We start from the raw sequence: 20393 nt of genomic DNA, 5'->3' as shown, positions 1-20393 counted from the left end.
GCGAGCGCACAAGTGGAGGAACGGCAACGATGACGACGACGAACACCACGACGAACCCGGCCGCGCCGACGGCCGCGACGGCCGCGGCCCCGGCGATCCGCGATTGCGGCGACCGCTACTGCATCATCGGCGGCGGCGCGGCCGGCATCGCGACCGCGAAGAACCTGCGCGAGCAGGGCATCGCGTTCGACCTGATCGAGCGCGAGGACGACATCGGCGGCACCTGGTATTACGGCAAGCCGTGCAGCGCGATCTACCAATCGGTGCACATGATCAGCTCGCGCGAGTTCTCCGAATACACGGACTACCCGATGCCCGCCGATTACCCGACCTACGCGCGCGGCGATCAGGCGCTCGCCTACCTGCGCGACTACGCACGCCGCTTCGGCGTCTACGGGCACGCGGAGTTCAACCGGACCGTGCTCGAAGTCGCGCCGCTCGCGCAAGGCGGCGCGTGGCGCGTCGAGCTCGACGGCCACGAGGTGCGGCATTACAAGGGTGTATTCGTCTGCAACGGGCATCTGTCGAAGCCGCAGGTGCCCGACTATCCGGGCCACTTCGACGGGCTGCAACTGCATTCGGCGCTGTACAAGACCCCCGACGCGCTGAAGGGCAAGCGCGTGCTCGTGGTCGGCGCGGGCAATTCGGGCTGCGACATCGCGGTGGAGGCGGTCCATCACGCGAGCGCGGTGTTTCACAGCACGCGGCGCGGCTACTTCTACTGGCCGAAATTCCTGTTCGGGATTCCTGCCGATCGCTGGGCCGAATGGCCGCTGAAGCTGCGCATGCCGCTATGGGCGCGGCGCTTCTTCGGCGAGCGCCTGCTGCGCCTGACGACGGCCGGCCAGCCGGAAGACTACGGGCTGCCGAAGCCGGATCACAAGCTGTTCGAGGCGCACTTCATCATCAATTCGACGCTGTTCTACCACCTGGGGCACGGCGATCTCGTCGCGAAGCCGGACGTCGTCGAGCTGAAGGGCGACCGCGTCGCGTTCTCGGACGGCAGCGAGGAGCAGATCGACGCGATCGTCTACGCGACCGGTTTCCAGTTGAGCTTCCCGTTTCTCGACCAGTCGTATCTGCAATGGGACAAGATGCAGCCGCGCCTGTATCTGAACATCTTCGATCGCGCGCATCCGAACCTGTTCTTCATCGGCCTGTTCCAGACGTCGACCGGCAACTGGCCGCTGATGGACTATCAGGCGCAGCTCGTCGCGCGCTACCTGCGCGCGCGCGACGCCGCGCCGCGCAAGGCCGCGCGGCTCGACCGGCTGATCGGCCGCGACCGCTCGAACTGGAACGGCGGGATTCATTTCAGCGACACGCAACGGCACGTGATCGAAGTCGAGCACTTCGCGTACCGGCTGCAACTGAAGCGGCTGATTCGCGCGCTGCCCGATTCGCGCGCCGCGTCGCGGCACGCGCGGCCCGTGGCCGTCGCGTCCGCGGCGCAAGCGCCGGCCACGGCCACGGCCGCGCGCGTGCGGACGGGAGACGCGTGATGGCGCTCGTCTCCGTAGAGAACGTCAGCAAGACCTACCTGCTCGACAGCGTGAAAGTGACCGGCCTCGCCGGCGTGTCGGTCGACATCGACGCGAACCGCTTCACCGTGCTGAGCGGCCCGTCCGGCAGCGGCAAGACGACGCTGCTCAACATGATCGGCTGCATCGATCGGCCGGATGCGGGGCGCGTCGTCGTGGCCGGCGAGGACACCGCGACGCTGTCCGACGATGCGCTGTCCGACTTCCGCGCGCGCGAGGTCGGGCACGTGTTCCAGTCGTTCAACCTGCTGCCCGTGCTGTCCGCGTACGAGAACGTCGAATATCCGCTGCTGATGGCGCGCACGCCGGCGCGCGAGCGCGCGGAGCGCGTCGCGTATCTGCTCGACGCAGTGGGCCTCGCCGGCAAGGGCGCGCACCGGCCGAGCCAGCTATCGGGCGGCCAGCGCCAGCGCGTCGCGATCGCGCGCGCGCTCGCGGCGGGGCCGTCGCTCGTGCTCGCCGACGAGCCGACCGCGAACCTCGACAGCGTCACGGGCCGCGCGATCATCGCGCTGATGCACGAGATGCAGCGCGAGAGCGGCGTGTCGTTCATCGTGTCGTCGCACGATCCCCAGGTGCTGGACGCGGCCGACGACGTGGTGCAGATCCGCGACGGGCGCATCGTCGAGCGCCGCCGCATCGCGCAGGAGGCGCAAAGCTGATGCATACGTTCATGTTGGCGCTGCGCAACCTGCAGCGAAACCGGCGGCGCTCGATCACCACGCTGCTCGCGATGATCGTCGGCGTTTGCGCGGTGCTGCTGTTCGGCGGCTTCAGCAAGGACATCACGTTCGGATTGCAGACCGATTTCGTGCGGCGCAGCGGCCATCTGCAGATCCAGCGCCACGGCTATTTCCAGTACGGCAGCGGCAATCCGGTCGTATACGGGATCGGCGGCTACGCGCGGCTGATCGCGCGGCTGCGCGACGATCCGGTGCTCGCGCCGATGATCGCGGTGATCACGCCGACGCTGCAGTTCGGCGGGATCGCGGGCAATTTCGAGGCGGGCGTGTCGCGCACGGTGCTCGCGCAGGGCGCGATCGCCGACGAGCAGAACCGGATGCAGCAATGGAACGACTACGGCTTTCCGTTGACGCCGAAGCCGTATCCGCTCGTCGGCACCGCGCCCGATGCGGCGATCGTGGGCAATGGCGTCGCGCGCGTGCTGCATCTGTGCGCGCCGCTGCGCGTGCCCGATTGCGGCGACGGCGACATCGCGAAGGAAGCCGCGACGGCTTCGGACGCGGCGCCCGGCGCGCAGGCCGCCGATGCGCCGGGCGCCGACGCGCCGGACGACGTGCTCGCGCTCGCCGCAGCCGAGGCGGGCGCGCGAAAGAGCGAGCAGAAAGACGAGCACGCAAGCGCGACGCACATCGAAGTGCTCGCCGCGAACGCATACGGCGCGCCGAACGTTGGCGGCTTCACGGTCGCGAAGGCCGAGCAGCAGGGCGTGAAGGAACTCGACGACGTTTATCTCGCGATGCATCTGCCGCGCGCGCAGCGGCTCGTCTATGGCGGCGACGCGCCGCGCGTGACGGCGATCGAGATCCAGCTCCGGCACACCGCGCAACTGCCCGCCGCGCGCGCGCGGATCGACGAGCTGTTCGGCGGCCGCTTCGAAGGCCAGCCGCTCGACGTGCTGGACTTCGCCGCGCTGAACCCGTTCTACGACCAGACGAACCGGATGTTCTCGATGATCTTCGGCTTCGTGTTCGTGCTGATCGGCGCGATCGTGCTGTTCGTCGTCAGCAACACGATGAGCACGGCGATCCTCGAGCGAACCGTCGAGATCGGCACACTGCGCTCGATGGGCATGCGCCGCGGCGGCATCCAGGCGCTGTTTGTCTGCGAAGGCGCGCTGCTCGGCGTCGTCGGCGCGTCGATCGGCGTGCTCGTCGCGCTCGCGCTCGCATTCGCGGTCAACCACAGCGGCCTCGCATGGACGCCGCCCGCGCGGATCGATTCGGTCGCGCTGACGGTGCGCGTGTGGGGCGAATGGCGCCTCATCGCGCTGACGTTCGTCGGGCTCGCGTTCGTCGCCGGCTTGTCGGCGTGGCTGCCCGCGCGCCACGCGGCGCGGCTGTCGATCGTCGACGCGCTGCGTTACGCGTGAGCGGTGGAAGTTTTCAGTTTGAACAACGAAAGATCGAATCGATCGGGAGGTGTGGCGTGCGTCGCTTGTTTCGTCAATGGTGGGTCGGCATGAGCCTTTGCGCGGCGGCGCTCGCACACGCGCAGACAGCGCCCGATCCGCAGAAGCTGCTCGCGGAAAGCGATGCGATCCGCACTCCGGCGAAGTCGTTCGTGCTGACCGCGACGCTTGCCGAATACCGCTCCGGCAAGCAGGTCGACGGCAATACGCTGTCGATCTACTCGAAGCCCGATGCGCCGGGCGGCGCGTTCCGCACGCTGGTTCGCTTCGTCGCGCCCGCGCGCGACACGGGCAAGCTGATGCTGAAGAACGGCAACGATCTGTGGTTCTACGATCCGGCGAACCAGGCAAGCATCCGCATCTCGCCGGACCAGCGCCTGCTCGGGCAGGCCGCGAACGGCGACGTCGTGACCGTCAATCTCGCGCACGATTACCGGGCGGAGCTCAAAGGCGCCGAGGACATGATGGACGGCGACCGGCAGACGCGGCATTGCTACAAGCTTTCGTTGACGGGCAACGCGCCGGGCCTCACGTACCACCGGATCGAGATGTGGCTCGATGCATCGAACAGCCGGCCGGTGAAGGCGAAGTTCTATTCGGAAAGCGACCGGCTGCTGAAGAGCGCGTTCTATCGGCGCTATACGGCCGAGCTCGGCGTCGAGCGTCCGACCGAAACCGTGATCATCGACGGTCTCGATCCGAACTGGGTCACGGTGATGCGCTTTTCCGGCTACGCGTGGCGCGACATTCCGGACGCATGGCTGCAGCGCGACTACCTGCCCCGCTTCCAGGCGCAATGACGCGCAGATCGTTGGCGATCCTGATTTGCGCGGCCGCGGTGGCCATGCCGCTGCGCGCCGCGGCGGCGGGCGACGCGGCCGCGGCGAACGACGCGACGAACGCGGCGCTCGACCTCGCGGACGCGACGCCCGTCGCGGTGCCGGAAACGGCGCGCCCGTGGAAGTTCAGCGTGCAGGACGCCGTTCGCTGGAGCGACGGACGCGACGCTGCGTCGTCATGGCGCAATCAGTTGTCGATGGAATTCCAGTTCGAGCACGCGCTGACGCCGACGCTGGGCGTGAATTTCGCGATGCGGTTCGACCGGTTCGATCCGCTGTCCTCCGGCGCGGCGTCGCACCGCGACGTGACGCTCGTGAAGGAGGCGTATGCGAGCTGGAAGCCGTCGCCGCTGCTGGCGATCGACGCGGGCCGGATCAACGAGCGCATCGGCGCGGCGATCGGCTACAACCCGACCGATTTCTTCAAGGCGGGCGCGGTGAGCCTCGACGTGCCGCCCGATCCCGACAGCCGGCACACGAACCGGCTCGGCAGCATCGCCGTGCGCGCGCAGCGCGTCTGGGATTCGGGCTCGATCGCGCTGATGCTGTCGCTGCGGCTAGCGAGCCGCAGCGTGCCGGGCGATCCGTTCGCGTCGTCGGACCTGCAGCGCACGAACGGCGTCGATCGCTGGATGCTCGTCGGCAGCCAGCGGATCGCGCCCGCGATCCAGCCGCAATGGGTCCTGTACGGCGAGAGCGGACAATCGCCGCAGTTCGGGCAGAATCTGAGCGTGCTGCTCGGCAACGCGGTCGTCGCGTATGCGGAATGGACGGGCGGCTGGCGGCCGTCGCTGATCGGCTCGGCGACGGGCGGCGGCAACCGCGATCGCGCATTTCGCACGCGCTCGGCGGTGGGCTTCACGTGGACGCTGCCGATCGACCTGTCGCTGACGGCGGAGCTGCAGGGCAACAGCGGCGGCGCATCCGCTGCGCAGTGGCGCGCGCTGCAGGCGAGCGATCCGTATGCGTGGGCGCGCGCGGTGCGCACGTCGATCGCCGCGCAGGAGCTGCCGTCGCGGCACGGGGTGTTCCTGATGGCGGCGTGGCGCAACGTGTTCGTGCGGCGTCTCGACCTGACGGGCTTCGCGCAGCTCGATCCCGGCGCGGGGCAGCAGTACTGGCTGGAGCTGCGGCGGCGCTTCGACAAGTTCGACGTCGCCGTGCAGTTCCTGCGGCAGACCGGACCTTCGTGGAGCCGCTTCGGCGCGATGCCCGAGGCGAGCAGCGTGCAGGCGCTGGGCATTTTTTATCAATAGGACGTCGCCGATCGTCCAATAATAAGGGCCACCCTACAATGAGCAAACGCATCCTGCAAATCGTCACCGCGATTCTCGCGGCCGTGCCGGTCGCGACCGGCACGCTCGGCATGCTGGGCATCCACGATCCGCTGTACGCATCGCTCGGCGTCGCGCTGCCCGCCGACGCGACGCTCGACAGCAACCTGCGCTTCTACGCTGGCGTCTGGTTCGGGCTCGGCCTCGGCGCGTTCTGGACGATCCCGAACATCGAGCGCAACGGCGTGCTGTTCCGCGCGCTGTGGACGATGATCTTCGCCGGCGGATTCGGCCGTCTGATCTCACTCGTGTCGCTCGGCGCACCGTTTGCTCCGTTCATCGGCTTTACCGTACTCGAGATCGTCGGCGCGCCGCTGTTCATCTGGTGGCAAAGCCGCGTCGCGGCGGCGGCTGCCTGACGAACGGCGCGGGGCGGGGCATGCGGCCGGCGTGGCCGGCGAGCGTTTGAAACACTTAGGTTGACTGACAAATGAGGGTGGAAGGATTGCCGCACGCGATGCCGCGCGACGATACGGCGGCGCTGCGGTTCAGCGTCGCGCGGCCGTCGGCGGCGCTCACGGAGCGGCTGATGCGCGGCGAGGTGCACGTGTGGCGCGCCCGCGCGGACGAAGCGGGGTCGTACCTGAAGCGCGATTGCCTGTCGTTCAGCGAACGCGAGCGCGCGGCGAGGCTCAGGTACGGCGCGCATCGCGAGCTGTTCGTGTTCGCGCGGGCGATGCTGCGGGTCGTGCTCGGCGAGTACCTGGATGCCGATCCGGCGCGGCTCGTGTTCGACGTCGAGCCGGGCGGCAAACCGGTGCTGTTCGGCCGCGATCTCGAATTCAGCGTAAGCCACGCGAGCGGCGCAGTGCTGATGGCGGTCGCGAAGAAGCGGGTCGGCTGCGATCTCGAATCGCTCGGCCGTAAGCTCGACGCCGACGCGCTTGCGGCGGCCAGTCTCGGCGAACGCGAGCGCGACGTGTTCGCGCGCACGCCGAAGCATGCGCAAATGCGGCTGCTGTTGCAGCTCTGGACGCGCAAGGAGGCGCTGCTGAAGGCGCACGGCGCGGGCCTGCGGCGCGATCCGCGGGAGCTGGAGATGCCTTGGCCCGCGCGGCGGGCCGCGCGCGACGAATGCGTGAGCGACGGCGTGCGCTGGGCGGTTGCCGACATCGCGCTCGGCGCGGGATGGCGCGCCGCGGTCGCGATGGAGGATCGGGGCGCGGACGTGCGCGGATTCTGTTTGGGGTGGTGAGCCGCCGGGCGGTTCGTTCGGCGTCGCGATCGCGGCGATCGACGCGCACGGGCGGGCGCCATCGTTCGAGTAACGCAATACACAGGGGAATCGGTATGAAGTCGATGTCGAGATGCGCCGCGGCGACGGCGCGGGCCGCAGCGAAGAAACTGGCAAATGCATGGGCGGCCGCGATCGTCGCCGCGATGTGCGCGTTCGGCGCGCCGGCGGCGCACGCGGATGCCGCGACGGGCGTGGTCGACGACTACGCGGCGACGCGCTACCCGATCATTCTCGTCCACGGGCTGACGGGCACCGACGATTACTTCGGCGTCGTCCCGTACTGGTACGGAATGCAGTCCGATCTGCAGCGGCATGGCGCGACCGTGTTCGTCGCCGATCTGTCCGGGTTCCAGAGCGACCTCGGCCCGAACGGGCGCGGCGAGCAACTGCTCGCGTATGTGAAGCAGGTGCTCGCCGTCACCGGCGCGCAGAAGGTGAACCTGATCGGCCACAGCCAGGGCGGACTGACGTCGCGCTACGTCGCGGCGGTTGCGCCGGATCTCGTCGCATCGGTGACGTCGATCGCGACGCCGCATCGCGGCTCGCCGTTCGCCGACTTCGTGCTCGGCGCGCTGAGTCTCGACCCGACCGGCCTGTCGACGCCGATCTTCGGCCAGTTGCTGAACATCTTCGGAATCCTGACGAGCCACACGCACAACACGAATCAGGACGCGATCGCCGCGCTGAACGCGCTCAGCACGCCGCATGCGACGCAGTTCAACGCGCAGTTCCCGAGCGCGGGCCTCGGCGCGCCGGGCGCATGCGCGACGGGCGCGCCGAGCGAGACGGTCGGCGGCAACGTGCACCTGCTGTATTCGTGGAGCGGCAGCGCGTACCAGCCGATCACGGTGCTCGGCCTGACGACGGGCGCGCTCGACAGGAGCACGGTCCCGCTCATCGATCCGGCCAACGTGCTCGACCCGTCGACGCTCGTGTTCCTGACGGCCGGCAACGTCATGGCGCTCAGGCAGGCGGGGCTGAACGACGGCTTCACGTCGACCTGCAGTTCGTTGTACGGAACGGTGATCTCGACCGATTACAAGTGGAACCACTTCGACGAGATCAATCAGTTGCTCGGCATCCGGGGCGCGTATGCGGCCGATCCGGTCGCGGTGCTGCGCACGCATGCGAACCGGCTGAAATTGCAGGGCGTTTGAAAGAAGGTTGAGCGGCGGCGCGCCGCGCGTCGTATGATTGTCCGACGATTGCGCCGCCGCTTGCGCGGGCGGCGGCGCACGCGCATTCATGAAGCAAACGCTTCATATGTAACGCGACGAGCAGACGAATGCGCGCAAGATGGCCAGTCTACGCACGATCCATACGAGCGATAGCGTGACAGGCCACGCTTCGAGCATCTGGCGGCGGGCCGGCAACGGGCCGCCGCCGGTTCGTTTCCGGCGTTTGCGCGCGCCGGGGGAATACGAGACCGCCGCGACGAAGCGGCGCGGCGGCGGGGCTCAGGCAAGGTGGACGATGAACGGGACTTCCAGCATGCGCGAACAGGTGCTCGGCTTGAACGACGGGGGTGGCCAGGCGGCCGAACTGAGGCCGGCGCTCGACGTCTGGCCGATCCTGCTGATGGTGTCGGTGCTCGTGTGCGTCGTGATCGTGAGTCTTGCCGTGGTGTCGTTCCTCAGGGTCTACATCGGCGGCGAGAGCACGTGGTCGAAATCGCAGAAGGATGCGGTCATCTATCTGATCCGCTACGCCGAGACGGGCGACGAGCGCGCGTACAAGCTCTACGAAGCCGCGATCGACAAGCCGTATCGCCTGAGCATCGCGCGCACCGCGTTGCAGCGCAAGCCGCCCGATCGCGCGAGCGCGCGCGAGGCGATCATCGCGAGCGGCATCGACCCGGCCGACGCGACGGCGGCCGCGCTGCTGCTGCCCGCGCTCAGTTGGGTCGCGAAGATCAACTATGCGCTGCAGTGCTGGATGCAGGCGGACGTCGAGCTCGCCGAGTTCCGCAACGTCGCGAGCCAGTTGCACGCGCTCGTCAGCAGCGGCCATCGCGGCGATCCGCGCGTGAAGGCGCTCGAATACCGCGCGTGGGAAATCAACGAGCGCGTGTCCGGCCTGCCCGACCGCTTCTCGAAGGCGTTCAGCGACGAATTCCGCTCGAGCGTCGCGCTGCTGCTCGTCTGCTACTTCGTCGCGTCGATGTTCCTGATGTATCTCGCGCTCGTCTGGGCGCGCAAGGCCGCGTTGCAGCGGCTGTCGATCCAGTACGCGCTCGATCGCAGCGAGGCGTTCGCCGAGGCGGCGCTGAGCTCGGTCGCGGAGGCGGTGATCACGGTCGGGCTCGCGAAGAACGTCGATTTCATCAACAACGCGGCCGAGCAACTGCTCGGCTATTCGGCCGCCGCGTGCGTCGGCGCGCCGGTGTCGAGCGTGCTGATGCTGCTCGACAAGGAGACTGGGCAGGCGGTCGACATCGTCGACGAATTCTGGGCGCGCGACGAGCGCACGCCGATCAAGCGCGAGGTGCATCTGCTGCGCCGCGATCATTCCAAGATCGTTGTGCAGACAACGATTTCGGAGATGGGCGACCGCATGCACGGCCACATCGGCTACGTGCTGATCCTGCGCAACATGACGCGCGAGCAGCAGTTCCTCGAAAGCCTCGCGTGGCAGGCGACGCATGACGTGCTGACGGGGCTCGTGAACCGCGTCGAGTTCGAGCGGCGGCTCGAGATCGCGCTCGCCGGCACGACGTCCGGCAAGGACCGCGCCGACTCGATGCTGCTGATGCTCGATCTCGACCGCTTCAAGGAGATCAACGATACCTGCGGCCACGCGGCGGGCGACGCGATGCTGCGCGAAGTCACGCAGCGCTTCCAGAGCTGCCTCGACGACGACGACGTGCTCGCGCGGCTCGGCGGCGACGAGTTCGGCGTGCTGCTGCCGCGCGGCGCGGGTTCGTGGCCGTCGAAGAACAAGGCGGAGCGGCTGCGCCGCAGCCTCGAGGATTTCGTGTTCCTGTGGGAAGGCGAGCGCTTCACGGTGAGCGTCAGCATCGGCGTGCTCGAGCTCTGCCGCGCGCCGTGCAGTCTCGAGATGGCCGTCAAGCTCGCCGACATCGCGTGCTACATCGCGAAGGAGCGCGGGCGCAACCGCATCCAGCTCGCGGACCCGAGCGATCTGCAGCAGGCGCGCCACGTCGGCGACGTGCAGTGGAGCCGCCGGATCAAGACCGCGCTCGAAGCCGACGGCTTCCGCCTGTACCTGCAGCCGATCGTCCACACATGCCCGGATTCGCAGACGCCCGGGCGCGCGGAGGTGCTGCTGCGGATGACGGACAACGCGGGCCGCGACATCTCGCCCGCCGCGTTCCTGCCGGCCGCCGAGCGCTACGGGCTGATGGGGCTCATCGACCGCTGGGTGATCCGCACGGTGTTCCGCAAGCTGAGCGCGCTGCCCGCGCGCGAGTACCACGAGTACAACGTGAACCTGTCGGGGGCGTCGATCTCCGACGAGCGTTTTCTCGAATTCGTGATCGCCGAGCTGGTGAGCTCCGGTCTCGAGCCTTCGGTGATCTGCTTCGAGATCACCGAAACGATCGCCGTGAAGAATCTCGAGCTCGCGTCGCGCTTCATGGGCGAGCTGCGCGCGATCGGCTGCCGCTTCGCGCTCGACGATTTCGGCGCGGGCATGTCGTCGTTTCGCTATCTGCGCAGCTTGCCGATCGATTATCTGAAGATCGACGGCGAGTTCGTGTCGAACATGATGTCGGACCGGGTGAGCTACGGCGTCGTCAGCGCGATCAACGAAGTCGCGCACTCGATGCGTTGCAGCACCGTCGCCGAGCATGTCGAGTCCGAGGCCGAGCTCGGGATGTTGCGCGAGCTCGGCATCGACTTCTGCCAGGGATATTTCTTTGCACAGCCTTCGCCGTGGCGCGAGGGCGGCTATTGACGTGGTCCGATGACTTTATCCAAGGAGAGGAAATTGCATATCCCTTTTGAACGCGACGGCGAGTTGATGGATATCGGGAGCTATCCGCACTGGCTACAGGACGTGGTCGGCACGGTGCGCGCGGCGCGCGACCGCGTGCGCTTTCACGAAGTATTCTCGCTGATGCGCGACGGCCGCCTCGCGCCGCGGCAGCTCGCCGCGTTCTTCGTGAACGGCTGGCCCGTCGTCGAGCAGTTTCCGAAGTACATGTCGATGAACCTGCTGAAGGCGAACGGCACGAACTCGTCCGGCGAAGAGAAGGCGCGCCGCTATCTGATCCGCAACATCCGTGTCGAGCTGAATCACGTCGAGCACTGGGTGAACTGGGCGGAAGCGAGCGGCGTGCCGCGCCGGCAACTGATCGACGGCGGCAGTCCGCCCGCCGCGCTCGCGCTCAGCCACTGGTGCTGGAAGAGCAGCAGCGCGGATACGCTCGCGGCGAGCGTCGCGGCGACCAACTATGCGATCGAAGGCGTGACGGGCGAATGGAGCGCGGACCTGTGCCGCTCGGACGTCTACGAGATGGGCTTTCCCGAAGCGGTGCGCGGCCGCGCGATGCGCTGGCTGAAGCTGCATTCGAGCTACGACGACAAGCATCCGTGGGAAGCGCTCGACATCGTCGCGACGATTCTCGGTCAATCGCCGAGCACGGAGCAGGTGCGCGACGTCGCGGCCGGCATCGAGCGCAGTTTCCGCTACTTCGAGATGAGCCTGTCCTGCTGCCTCGACGCGTGAGTCTCACGCGTCGTCGCCTGGCGAAGGGGTGTCCGGCCGGCGACGGCGAGGCGAGTGCGCGTCGCGGTCCGCCCGCTGCATCGTAAATATTTCGACTATTCGGTAACAGACCGTCACGGCGCCGCGCGAGCGCGCCAAGCTCGGTATACTGTTCTGTCTGCGCCGGCGCCTCGCCGCGTCCGGCATGTTTTCCTCCTGGTTCGATACACGCATGAAACGTCATCTGTTTGCTTTTGTGGCCGCGGCCGTCGTGTCCGTTTCGGCATTCGCCCAAACCGCGCCCGTCGAGGTGGTCAAGAACGCCGTCGAGGGCACCGTCGGCGCGATGAGGGCGGATCCCGTCGCGCGCAGCGGCGATATGGCGAAGATCACGCAGATCGTCGAAGCGCGTTTCCTGCCCGCGACGAATTTCGAGCGCACGACGCGCATCGCCGTCGGCGACGCATGGAAGCAGGCGAGCCCGCAGCAGCAGCAGGAGCTGTACAAGCAATTCCGGATTCTGATGACGCGCACGTACGCGGCATCGCTCGCGCAGCTCGGCAGCCAGGACGCGAAGTTCACGTTCAAGGCGGCGGGCGCGGGCGGCGCCGACGCGCTCGTGCGCTCCACGGTGACGACGCCGGGCGACAGCCAGTCGGTCGGCTACCGGCTCGGCAAGATCGGCAACGACTGGAGGATCTACGACATCGACATGTCGGGCGCGTGGCTGATCCAGGTCTACCAGGGGCAGTTCAAGGCGCAGCTCTCTCAGGGCGGCATCGACGGCCTGATCGCATTCCTGACGAAGCACAACGCGCGCGCGAACTGAGCGCGCCGGCGGGTTGCGCATTCGTCATGCCAAAGGGCGCCTCGGCGCCCTTTGGCTTTGCGGCGCGGCGTCTACTGCCTGCGATGCTCGACCGCGAACTTGATCAGTTCTGCCTGCCCCTCGATGTCGAGCTTGCGCTTCAGGTTCAGCCGATGCGTCTCGACCGTGCGCACCGACAGGCCGTTGCGCTGCGCGATCTGCTTGCTCGACAACCCTTGCGCGAGCGCATCGAGGATGTCGCGCTCGCGCGGCGTTAGCCGATCGAGCGGCGATGCTTCCGCGCTCGCATGAATCATTCTGGCGGCAATTCCCTCGCTGAAGAACGTCTGTCCGGCGAGCACCGCGCCGATCGCACGCACGATCTCGGTCGCGGGCGAATCCTTCAGCAGATAGCCGCTCGCGCCCGCGCGCACCGCCTGCGTTACGTATTCGACGTTGTCGTGCATCGACAGCATCAGCACGCGAATCGCCGGAAAGCGCGCGTGAAAGACGCCGGCGAGCGCGATTCCGTTCATGCCCTGCATGCCGATATCCATCAGCGCGAGATCGGGCGCGAGCGATTCGGCGAGCGCGAGCGCCTCGTCCGCATTGCCCGCTTCGCCGACGACAGCGAGGCCGGGCGCCGCCTCGAGGCGCATCTTCAGGCCGTCGCGCACGAGCGGATGATCGTCGACGAGCAAGAGGCGCGCGGTGCGGGGCGTGGAAGAGGCAGTGGTCATCGCGTGGTTCCTGTTGAGTCTGCGCCGGACAGCGGCACGCGCGCGGCGACGACGGTATGGCCCACCTGCGAGCTGATCGCGAGCGTGCCGCCGAGCGCGTCGAGCCGCTCGCGCATGTTGCGCAGGCCGACGCCGCCGCGCGCGTCCGCTTGCGCGCGCCCGGCGTCGAAGCCGCGGCCGTTGTCGGCGATCGTCAGCGCGGCTTCGCGCGACGAGAGTTCGAGCGTGACGGCCGCGCGCGTTGCGTGCGCGTGGCGCAGGATGTTCGTCAGCGCTTCCTGCGCGATGCGAAAGAGCGCCGTTTTCACGGGCGCGGGCAGCGGCGGCGCGCCGCTGTGCTCGACCTGCGTGAAGCCGAGCTCGACGCCGGTTTCCGCGCCGAGCTCACGCACCAGTTGATCGAGCGCGGCCGCGAGGCCAAGATCGTCGAGCATCGTCGGACGCAGCGCGTGCGAGATGCGGCGCACTTCGCGCAGCGTGTCGCCGAGCCGCGCAATGCCTTTCGACAGCGCGGCTTCCGCCGCGTTCTCGCGCGCCGGCAGGCGTGCGAAGCGCTCGAGCGCCGATTCGAACATCAGCTTCGCCGACACCATCATCTGGCTGATCCCGTCGTGCAGCTCGCGTGCAAGACGCGCGCGCTCCTGCTCCTGCGATTCGACGACCTGTTGCGCGAGGCGCTTGAGCTTCGCGTCGGCGCTGCGCGACTCGCTCACGTTCAGCACGAGCGCGCACAGCGCGATGACCGCGGCGCCCGCGAGCGCGATCGCGCTCAGCCACGTCATCGTGCGCTCGATGTTCGCCGACGCGCGCGCATCGACCCGCGCGAGCGCGGTGCCGACATCGTCGAGATAGATGCCGGTGCCGACCATCCAGCCCCAGCGCGGCAGCGAAACGACGTAGCCGAGCTTCGGCGCGAGCTTGCCCGTCGACGGGCGCTGCCAGACATAGCGCACGTAGCCGCCGCCGCGCGACGCGGCCGCAATCAACTGCTGAATCGTCAGCGAGCCCTGCGGATCGCGCAGCGTCCAGTAATTGTGTCCGACCCGCTCGGGCTCGCGCGGATGCATCAGCGAATTGCCGTGCAGGTCGTACACGAAGAAGTAGCCGTCGGGGCCGAATTCCATTCTTTGCAGCATCGCGAGCGCTTGCTGGCGCAGCAGCGCGTCGTCGCGCGCGTTCGCGCGGCCCGCTTCGTACAGCGGGGCAATGGCGCTCGTCGCGAGATCGACGTAATGCCTGAGTTCGATTTCCTTGCTCGACAGATACGCGGCTTCGATCGTCGCGTGCTGCGTGCGCGCGAGCACGGTTGCCTGCTGCCGCACGCCGAGGCCGATCGCCGCGATCGTCACGAGGAAGGGCACGATCGCGAGCAGGAAGATCTTGATTTTCAGTCTCATCGCGGCAGGCGTCCGCTCATCGGTGCGCGCGTCGCGCAGGCGCGACGGGGCGCGCGCGCGTGCGCGGCGTCGGTTGTCTGTGCGGTCGGCGGCGCGCCGCCTGCAATGATGTCGCGCGCGAGTCTCATCTGGTTTCCATCGCCGGGATTGGCTCATGTCGGCGGGCGGCTCGTGGTTGTCGTTGGGGCGCCGCGCATGTCGCCGAGCGCATTCTAGCGGAAGAATCGTCCAGTCGATTTGACGGCGCGCGGCGCGTGCGTGACGGCGGTTCGAACGGGCGACGCAGATCTTCCGGGCCGCCTGCCTCGATGAATTGATTAGAGATACGAATCAACTTGAAGAGATGAAAGACAGGCGAGGCGTTGCAATCGCACGGGAAATGATCGAAATGCAGAGATGCACCAAAAAAGGAAGATTCGCTTTGCAGTGCACCAAACAAGCGAATAGCGCTGCTTATCAGATAATCGAATATCATCGCCATACAAAACAATTACTTTGTCGACAGTTTCAATTCAAATGGCTTACTAAATTGTATTTCGAATAAATGCTCCAAATTTTGTGTGGGCACATCAAATAAAGTTTGACGGCAAAATTTTTTCCTTGCTATCTTCTGCACCCAAGACAGGCCTTTACTGTCAGGCTGCCTGAAGAAGGTGAAGATCGTGCATTTTGTCTGACGAATGGTGTGCAAGCATCCGGTTGACGCAAGGCTGTCTGAAAGGTGTTGCTGAAACAGCGAAATCGGGCATTCGGCTGGCAGGGAATAAATCAATAGCGTCATATCGATCGAATTCGCGCCGCATACCGAATCTGATAATTTGGATTCCAAAGCAAATTGAAAGCTTTCGGGTAAAGGGCGAATGACGGATCCGGTGCGCTGCGCCGCGGCCGGATGACCGGACGAATCGTGCTTTGGGGGAAGTGGGTATGAAAGTCGACGATGGCTTGGCTGTTTCAAACGACGGACTCGCCCGGCTCGGTCGCGTGCGCGAATTCGGCAACAAGCAGCAGAACCCCGCCCGGCGCTTCGGCGGCCTCGCGATCGTGCTCGCGCTGCACGTCGTGCTGGTCTATGCGCTCCTCAACGGCCTCGCGACGAAGGTCGTGCAGGTCATCCAGCATCCGATCGAGACGCGCATCATCGAGCCGGTGAAGCCGCCGCCCCCGCCGCCCATGCCGACCGTCAAGCTGCCGCCGCCGAAGTTCGCGCCGCCGCCTCCGCCGTTCGTGCCGCCACCGGAAGTGCCGGTGCAGGCGCCGCCCCAGCCGACGATCACGCATCAGGCGGCGCCCGTGCCGTCCGCGCCCGCCGTCCAGGCGCCCGTGGCCGCGCCGCCGGCGCCCGCGAAGGCCGTCAGCCATGAAGTGGGCGTCGTGTGTCCGAATTCGGACCAGATTCGCGCGTCGATGCAGTATCCGAAGGAAGCCCAGGAAAACAACGTCACGGGCGACGTGACGATCGAATTCGTCGTCGACGCGCAAGGTCACATCACGAATGAACGCGTCGCGCAATCGGCGGACCCGGTGCTCGATCGTGCGGCGTTCAATGCGGTCAGGCAGTTCAAGTGCTTGGCGCAGGGGCAGCCGGTGCGCGTGCAGGTTCCATTCTCGTTCAACCTGAACTGAGCCCGTGCGCGGGCCGGCCGGAATCAGGTTCGAACCTTGTTAGTCAGTTCAACGAAAAAATTTGGAGTGGGGTATGACCAAGCGTTCACTGGCCGCTCTGGCGGCAAGCATGTTGATCTCCGTCGCCGCGGCTGACGCGCTTGTCGCGCCGCAGCAGGCTTTCGCGCAGGCGAGCGGCGCGGCGGCCGCGGTGTCCGCGGCAGCGGCGCCGCAGACGGCGAGCGGCGCGGAGCAGCCGGCGCCGCCGCCCGCGCCGGCCGTGACCGAAGCAGTCGAGAATCCGTACGGCCTCGGCGCGTTGTGGAAGAACGGCGATTTCGTCGCGCGCTTCGTGCTGTTGCTGCTCGTCGTGATGTCGATGGGTAGCTGGTACATCATGATCACCAAGTTCCTCGAGCAACTGCGCGCGTACCGCCGCGCGAAGGTCGCCGACGAGCAGCTGTGGAGCGCGCCGTCGCTCGCCGAAGGCGCGAAGCGGCTCGACGAGGCGTCGCCGTTCCGCTTCATCGCCGAAACCGCGATCGAGGCGGGCGAGCATCACGACGAAGCGCTGCTCGAAGCGGTCGACCGCAATACGTGGATCGACGTGTCGGTCGAGCGCGCGATCACGAACGTATCGAATCGCTTGCAGGACGGACTCGCGTTTCTCGGCACGGTGGGCTCGACGGCGCCGTTCGTCGGGCTGTTCGGCACCGTGTGGGGCATCTATCACGCGCTGACGGCAATCGGCATCGCGGGCCAGGCGTCGATCGACAAGGTCGCCGGGCCGGTGGGCGAGGCGCTGATCATGACCGCGATCGGCCTGGCGGTCGCGGTGCCCGCGGTGCTCGGCTACAACTTCCTCGTGCGTCGCAACAAGTCGGTGATGGAGCGCGTGCGCAACTTCGGCGCGCAACTGCACACGGTGCTGCTCGCAGGCGGCAAGCGCTTGCCGCGCGCGAACGTGCAGGCCGCGTCGCTCGTCCGCTGAAGCGAGGTGCGCCATGGCCATGAGCGTCGGGCAGGACGATAACGACGAAGTGATCTCCAACATCAACACGACGCCGCTCGTCGACGTGATGCTGGTGCTGCTGATCATCTTCCTGATCACGATTCCGGTCGTCACGCACACGATCCAACTGCAGTTGCCGAAGGAGACGATCCAGCCGCTGCAGACCACCCCGAAGAGCGTCGAGATCGCGGTCAATCGCGACGGCGACGTCTTCTGGAACGAGACGCTCGTCGATGCGCCGACGCTGCTGTCGAAGCTGAAGACGGTGTCGGCAATCAACCCTCAGCCGGACGTGCACGTGCGCGGCGATCAGAGCACGCGCTACGAGTTCATCGGCCGCGTGATCACCGCGTGCGAGCGGGCCGGCATCGCGAAAGTCTCGTTCATCACGGAACCGCCCGCGCGCGGCGGCTAGGAGGCGACGATGGGAATGAATGTATCTTCAGGCGGTGGCGGCGGCGAGCCGGACGTGATGGTCGACATCAACACGACGCCGCTCATCGACGTGATGCTCGTGCTGCTGATCATGTTGATCATCACGATCCCGATCCAGATGCATTCGATCAAGATGAATCTGCCGATCGGCAATCCGCCGCCGCCTGCGACGCAGCCCGAGATCGTGCAGATCGACATCGATTTCGACGGCACGACGACCTGGAACGGCGCGCTCGTGCCGAACCGCGCGGCGCTCGAGGCGAAGCTCGCGCAGGTCGCGGCCGAGCCGGTGCAGGCGGAGATCCATCTGCGGCCGAACAAGCTCGTGCCGTACAGGGACGTCGCCGCGGTGCTCGCGTCCGCGCAGCGCATCGGGGCGACGAAGATCGGGCTGATCGGCAACGAGCAGTACATGCAATAACGAAGCGAGCGTTTCCCATGATCCAACGATGGTTGAAGTGCGCCGTGCTGGCGGCCGCGCTCGGGGGCTGCTGCGTCCTTGCCGCGCCGTTCGGCGCGGCGGCGGCCGCCGAATCGCTGCGCCCGGACGTCGCGCGGCCGCTCAGTGCCGCGCAGGACCTGTATCGCGCGCACAAGTACCGCGACGCGCTCGGCAAGATCGCGCAGGCCGCGGCGGTGCCGAACAAGACGCCATACGAGACCTACATGGTCGAGCAGATGCGCGGCGCGGCCGCGATGGCGGCGGGCGATGCCGGCGCGGCGATCCAGGCGTACGAGGCGGTGCTCGGTTCCGGGCGGCTGTCGAAGGACGACGAGCAGCGCACGACGGCGGCGCTCGCAGGCGTCTACTTCCAGCAGCGGAACTACCCGCAGGCGATCAGGATCGCGCAGCGCTATCTGAAGGCGGGGGGCGGCGATCCCGACATGCGCACGCTGCTCGTTCAGTCGTACTACCTGTCGAACGACTGCGCGGCGGTGGTGAGCCAGCTCAAGCCGGGCGTCGAGGCGCAGGCGCGCGCCGGGCGCGCGCCCGACGAAGCGCAGTTGCAGATGCTCGGCACGTGCGCGCAGAAGATGAAGGACGGGGCGGCCTATCGGGCGTCGCTCGAAAAGCTCGTAGCGTATCACCCGAATCCGGCGTATTGGGACGAACTGTTCCGTTCGATTCGCGACAAGCCCGGCTATCTGTCGTCGCTCGACCTCGACATGTACCGCTTGCGGCGCGCGACGGGCGCGTTGAACGGCGCCGACGCGTACATGGAGATGACGCAGCTCGCGCTCGTCGCGGGCGCGGCGGCGGAAGCGAAGCAGGTGATCGACCAGGGCTTTGCGTCCGGCGTGCTCGGGCGCGATGCGGGCGCGGATCGCGAGAAGCGGCTGCAGGCGCTCGCGGCGAAGCGCGCGCAGTCGCCGGCCGACAGCGCGAATCCCGTCGCACCGATCGACGCAGGGATGAATCTCGTGTTCGCCGGGCAGACGAAGCAAGGCATCGCGGCGATGGAGGCAGCGCTTGCGAAGGGCGGCATCGAGCACGTCGACGAAGCGCGGCTGCGGCTCGGCGAGGCGTATTACGTCGCGGGCGACAAGGCGCGCGCCGTGCAGACGTTCCGCAGCGTGCGAGGCAGCGACGGTTCGGCGGATCTCGCGCGGTTGTGGGCGCTCGTCGCGTCGAGGTAGCGGCCGCGCGCGTGCTGCCTCGCGAAGCGCGGGAAATGGCGGCTGTCGACGAATCACGGGAAAGGAGCGGCTTTGCTGATCGGCGAAACGAACGGTGTCGTATCGCGGGGCGCGTGCGCGTTGCAGGCGCCGGCTTCCTCAACACAAACGATTCTTGATCGCGGGATTGTGCCTTGTCATGGTTTTGCCACTCGACGAATCGGCAGTAGTCGCAGCCTCGATCGGCAACAAGATGCGGGCGCTGCGGCAGCGGCTCGGGCTCACGCTCGACGAAGCAGCGGCGGCGGCCGGCCTATCGAAGCCGTTTCTGTCGCAGGTCGAGCGCGGACGCGCGACGCCGTCGATCACGTCGCTCGTCGGCATCGCTCGCGCGCTCGGCGTGACGATGCAGTACTTCGTCGATGCGCCGACGGAGGCGCGATCGGTATGCCGCAACGAGGCGCTCCGGTACTTCAGCCTCGCGAATTCGACGAACGCGTTCGCGCGTCTGACGAACCTCGTCGACGGCCGGCAGCTCGATGCGATTCTCGTCCGGATGCCGGCCGGGCAGCCGGTTTCGGAGGTCACGACGCATGCGGGCGAGGAGTTCCTGTATGTGGTGAGCGGCCTCGTCGAGCTGACGCTCGAGCGCGCGACGTTCACGCTGGCGGCGGGCGATACCGCGCATTACGAATCGACGACGCCGCATGCATGGCGCAACGGCGGCGACAGCGAGGCGCTGGTGGTTTGGGTGGGGACGCCCCGGTTGTTCTGAGCGTGCCGGGCGGTTCCCGAAGCAATACGGATGGATTCCTGATGTCGTGATGAAAGGAAACGCCGATGCAAAGCGGTTTCATTCATCGTGGAAATTTCGGGAACCTAACAAATTGAAAAGAAGCGAAACGATCGTGACGACGCAGGCGCGTCGATCGGTTGGCGGCGTCCGGCGGGCAGTCGGGCAGCAGCGGGGGCGGTGCGCGAGCGCCGCGAGTCGGGCGCGGAGTTCAA

20 protein-coding genes are annotated in these 20393 nt (G+C 67.3%); 17 read left to right on the top strand and 3 right to left on the bottom strand.

All coding sequences use genetic code 11. From position 1 onward, the window contains the following. The first annotated feature begins 29 nt into the window (after nt 1–29). The 11 genes from WT16_RS23620 (at nt 30) to WT16_RS23570 (ending at nt 12600) form a co-directional block, all read left to right on the top strand. On the top strand, nt 30–1502 hold the full coding sequence (locus WT16_RS23620; RefSeq protein WP_063534354.1) for an NAD(P)-binding domain-containing protein: 1473 nt from the start codon (nt 30–32) through the stop codon (nt 1500–1502). Beyond that, nucleotides 1502–2203, top strand: coding sequence for an ABC transporter ATP-binding protein (locus tag WT16_RS23615; protein ID WP_015603498.1), 702 nt, complete (start codon nt 1502–1504; stop codon nt 2201–2203). Before WT16_RS23620 ends, WT16_RS23615 begins: the two co-directional genes overlap by 1 nt. Continuing rightward, entirely contained in the window at nt 2203–3654 is a 1452-nt protein-coding gene (locus WT16_RS23610) for an FtsX-like permease family protein (protein WP_063534353.1), read from the top strand. The genes WT16_RS23615 and WT16_RS23610 overlap by 1 nt, the downstream gene beginning before the upstream one ends. A gap of 56 nt (nt 3655–3710) precedes the next feature. Continuing rightward, nucleotides 3711–4493: an outer membrane lipoprotein-sorting protein gene (locus WT16_RS23605; RefSeq protein WP_063534352.1), complete on the top strand. Its 783-nt coding sequence runs from the start codon at nt 3711–3713 to the stop codon at nt 4491–4493. Beyond that, nucleotides 4490–5788 (top strand): hypothetical protein, encoded by a 1299-nt coding sequence (locus WT16_RS23600; RefSeq protein ID WP_063534351.1) that lies wholly within the window; start codon nt 4490–4492, stop codon nt 5786–5788. The genes WT16_RS23605 and WT16_RS23600 overlap by 4 nt, the downstream gene beginning before the upstream one ends. Nucleotides 5789–5826: 38 nt before the next feature. After that, entirely contained in the window at nt 5827–6225 is a 399-nt protein-coding gene (locus WT16_RS23595; protein ID WP_006028324.1) for a DUF4345 domain-containing protein, read from the top strand. Nucleotides 6226–6296: 71 nt separating this feature from the next. Further along, nucleotides 6297–7061, top strand: coding sequence for a 4'-phosphopantetheinyl transferase superfamily protein (locus WT16_RS23590; RefSeq protein WP_041861997.1), 765 nt, complete (start codon nt 6297–6299; stop codon nt 7059–7061). A gap of 104 nt (nt 7062–7165) precedes the next feature. Then, nucleotides 7166–8260, top strand: coding sequence for a triacylglycerol lipase (locus WT16_RS23585; protein ID WP_231892105.1), 1095 nt, complete (start codon nt 7166–7168; stop codon nt 8258–8260). A 139-nt stretch (nt 8261–8399) separates the two neighbouring features. Further along, complete coding sequence (locus WT16_RS23580; RefSeq protein WP_063534349.1) at nt 8400–11018, top strand: EAL domain-containing protein; 2619 nt, start codon at nt 8400–8402, stop codon at nt 11016–11018. Nucleotides 11019–11051: 33 nt separating this feature from the next. Continuing rightward, the gene (locus WT16_RS23575; RefSeq protein ID WP_009916121.1) at nt 11052–11792 is read left to right on the top strand and encodes an iron-containing redox enzyme family protein; all 741 of its coding nucleotides are present in this window, start codon (nt 11052–11054) and stop codon (nt 11790–11792) included. Between the two features lie 211 nt (nt 11793–12003). Beyond that, nucleotides 12004–12600 carry an ABC transporter substrate-binding protein gene (locus tag WT16_RS23570; protein ID WP_006028319.1) on the top strand — a complete coding sequence of 199 codons (597 nt, stop codon included), beginning with the start codon at nt 12004–12006 and terminating at the stop codon, nt 12598–12600. Between the two features lie 71 nt (nt 12601–12671). On the opposite strand, the gene WT16_RS23565 is transcribed toward WT16_RS23570, so the two are convergent. From WT16_RS23565 to WT16_RS33925, 3 genes are all read right to left on the bottom strand, one after another. After that, on the bottom strand, nt 12672–13319 hold the full coding sequence (locus WT16_RS23565) for a response regulator transcription factor (RefSeq protein WP_063534348.1): 648 nt from the start codon (nt 13317–13319) through the stop codon (nt 12672–12674). Beyond that, entirely contained in the window at nt 13316–14716 is a 1401-nt protein-coding gene (locus WT16_RS23560) for a cache domain-containing protein (protein WP_006028317.1), read from the bottom strand. The genes WT16_RS23565 and WT16_RS23560 overlap by 4 nt, the downstream gene beginning before the upstream one ends. Nucleotides 14717–14840: 124 nt before the next feature. Beyond that, complete coding sequence (locus WT16_RS33925) at nt 14841–15197, bottom strand: hypothetical protein (RefSeq protein WP_156521486.1); 357 nt, start codon at nt 15195–15197, stop codon at nt 14841–14843. 446 nt (nt 15198–15643) lie between these two features. Between WT16_RS33925 and WT16_RS23555 the strand changes: the two genes are divergently transcribed. From WT16_RS23555 to WT16_RS23530, 6 genes are all read left to right on the top strand, one after another. After that, nucleotides 15644–16342 (top strand): energy transducer TonB, encoded by a 699-nt coding sequence (locus tag WT16_RS23555; RefSeq protein ID WP_059934507.1) that lies wholly within the window; start codon nt 15644–15646, stop codon nt 16340–16342. A gap of 73 nt (nt 16343–16415) precedes the next feature. Next, nucleotides 16416–17312 (top strand): MotA/TolQ/ExbB proton channel family protein, encoded by an 897-nt coding sequence (locus WT16_RS23550; protein ID WP_063534347.1) that lies wholly within the window; start codon nt 16416–16418, stop codon nt 17310–17312. Between the two features lie 13 nt (nt 17313–17325). After that, nucleotides 17326–17748 carry a biopolymer transporter ExbD gene (locus WT16_RS23545; protein ID WP_015604144.1) on the top strand — a complete coding sequence of 141 codons (423 nt, stop codon included), beginning with the start codon at nt 17326–17328 and terminating at the stop codon, nt 17746–17748. 9 nt (nt 17749–17757) lie between these two features. After that, entirely contained in the window at nt 17758–18189 is a 432-nt protein-coding gene (locus WT16_RS23540) for a biopolymer transporter ExbD (protein WP_015602703.1), read from the top strand. Between the two features lie 17 nt (nt 18190–18206). Further along, a complete protein-coding gene (locus WT16_RS23535) occupies nt 18207–19406 on the top strand; it encodes a tetratricopeptide repeat protein (RefSeq protein ID WP_063534346.1) in 1200 nt (399 codons plus the stop codon). A gap of 178 nt (nt 19407–19584) precedes the next feature. Then, on the top strand, nt 19585–20160 hold the full coding sequence (locus WT16_RS23530) for an XRE family transcriptional regulator (protein ID WP_006028311.1): 576 nt from the start codon (nt 19585–19587) through the stop codon (nt 20158–20160). Nucleotides 20161–20393: the final 233 nt, after the last annotated feature.

The sequence above is a fragment of the Burkholderia sp. MSMB1589WGS genome (assembly GCF_001636105.1).
Lineage (GTDB): Bacteria > Pseudomonadota > Gammaproteobacteria > Burkholderiales > Burkholderiaceae > Burkholderia > Burkholderia humptydooensis.
This window is presented reverse-complemented; position numbering and strand designations above follow the sequence as displayed.

Excerpts from the sequence above, each read along its gene's own strand:
- WT16_RS23620 (WP_063534354.1), top strand. The coding sequence starts at position 30 with ATGACGACGACGAACACCACGACGAACCCGGCCGCGCCGACGGCCGCG.
- WT16_RS23615 (WP_015603498.1), top strand. The coding sequence starts at position 1,502 with ATGGCGCTCGTCTCCGTAGAGAACGTCAGCAAGACCTACCTGCTCGAC.
- WT16_RS23610 (WP_063534353.1), top strand. The coding sequence starts at position 2,203 with ATGCATACGTTCATGTTGGCGCTGCGCAACCTGCAGCGAAACCGGCGG.
- WT16_RS23600 (WP_063534351.1), top strand. The coding sequence starts at position 4,490 with ATGACGCGCAGATCGTTGGCGATCCTGATTTGCGCGGCCGCGGTGGCC.
- WT16_RS23595 (WP_006028324.1), top strand. The coding sequence starts at position 5,827 with ATGAGCAAACGCATCCTGCAAATCGTCACCGCGATTCTCGCGGCCGTG.
- WT16_RS23590 (WP_041861997.1), top strand. The coding sequence starts at position 6,297 with ATGAGGGTGGAAGGATTGCCGCACGCGATGCCGCGCGACGATACGGCG.
- WT16_RS23585 (WP_231892105.1), top strand. The coding sequence starts at position 7,166 with ATGTCGAGATGCGCCGCGGCGACGGCGCGGGCCGCAGCGAAGAAACTG.
- WT16_RS23580 (WP_063534349.1), top strand. The coding sequence starts at position 8,400 with ATGGCCAGTCTACGCACGATCCATACGAGCGATAGCGTGACAGGCCAC.
- WT16_RS23570 (WP_006028319.1), top strand. The coding sequence starts at position 12,004 with ATGAAACGTCATCTGTTTGCTTTTGTGGCCGCGGCCGTCGTGTCCGTT.
- WT16_RS23565 (WP_063534348.1), bottom strand. The coding sequence starts at position 13,319 with ATGACCACTGCCTCTTCCACGCCCCGCACCGCGCGCCTCTTGCTCGTC.
- WT16_RS23560 (WP_006028317.1), bottom strand. The coding sequence starts at position 14,716 with ATGAGACTGAAAATCAAGATCTTCCTGCTCGCGATCGTGCCCTTCCTC.
- WT16_RS33925 (WP_156521486.1), bottom strand. The coding sequence starts at position 15,197 with ATGGCGATGATATTCGATTATCTGATAAGCAGCGCTATTCGCTTGTTT.
- WT16_RS23555 (WP_059934507.1), top strand. The coding sequence starts at position 15,644 with ATGAAAGTCGACGATGGCTTGGCTGTTTCAAACGACGGACTCGCCCGG.
- WT16_RS23550 (WP_063534347.1), top strand. The coding sequence starts at position 16,416 with ATGACCAAGCGTTCACTGGCCGCTCTGGCGGCAAGCATGTTGATCTCC.
- WT16_RS23545 (WP_015604144.1), top strand. The coding sequence starts at position 17,326 with ATGGCCATGAGCGTCGGGCAGGACGATAACGACGAAGTGATCTCCAAC.
- WT16_RS23540 (WP_015602703.1), top strand. The coding sequence starts at position 17,758 with ATGGGAATGAATGTATCTTCAGGCGGTGGCGGCGGCGAGCCGGACGTG.
- WT16_RS23535 (WP_063534346.1), top strand. The coding sequence starts at position 18,207 with ATGATCCAACGATGGTTGAAGTGCGCCGTGCTGGCGGCCGCGCTCGGG.
- WT16_RS23530 (WP_006028311.1), top strand. The coding sequence starts at position 19,585 with ATGGTTTTGCCACTCGACGAATCGGCAGTAGTCGCAGCCTCGATCGGC.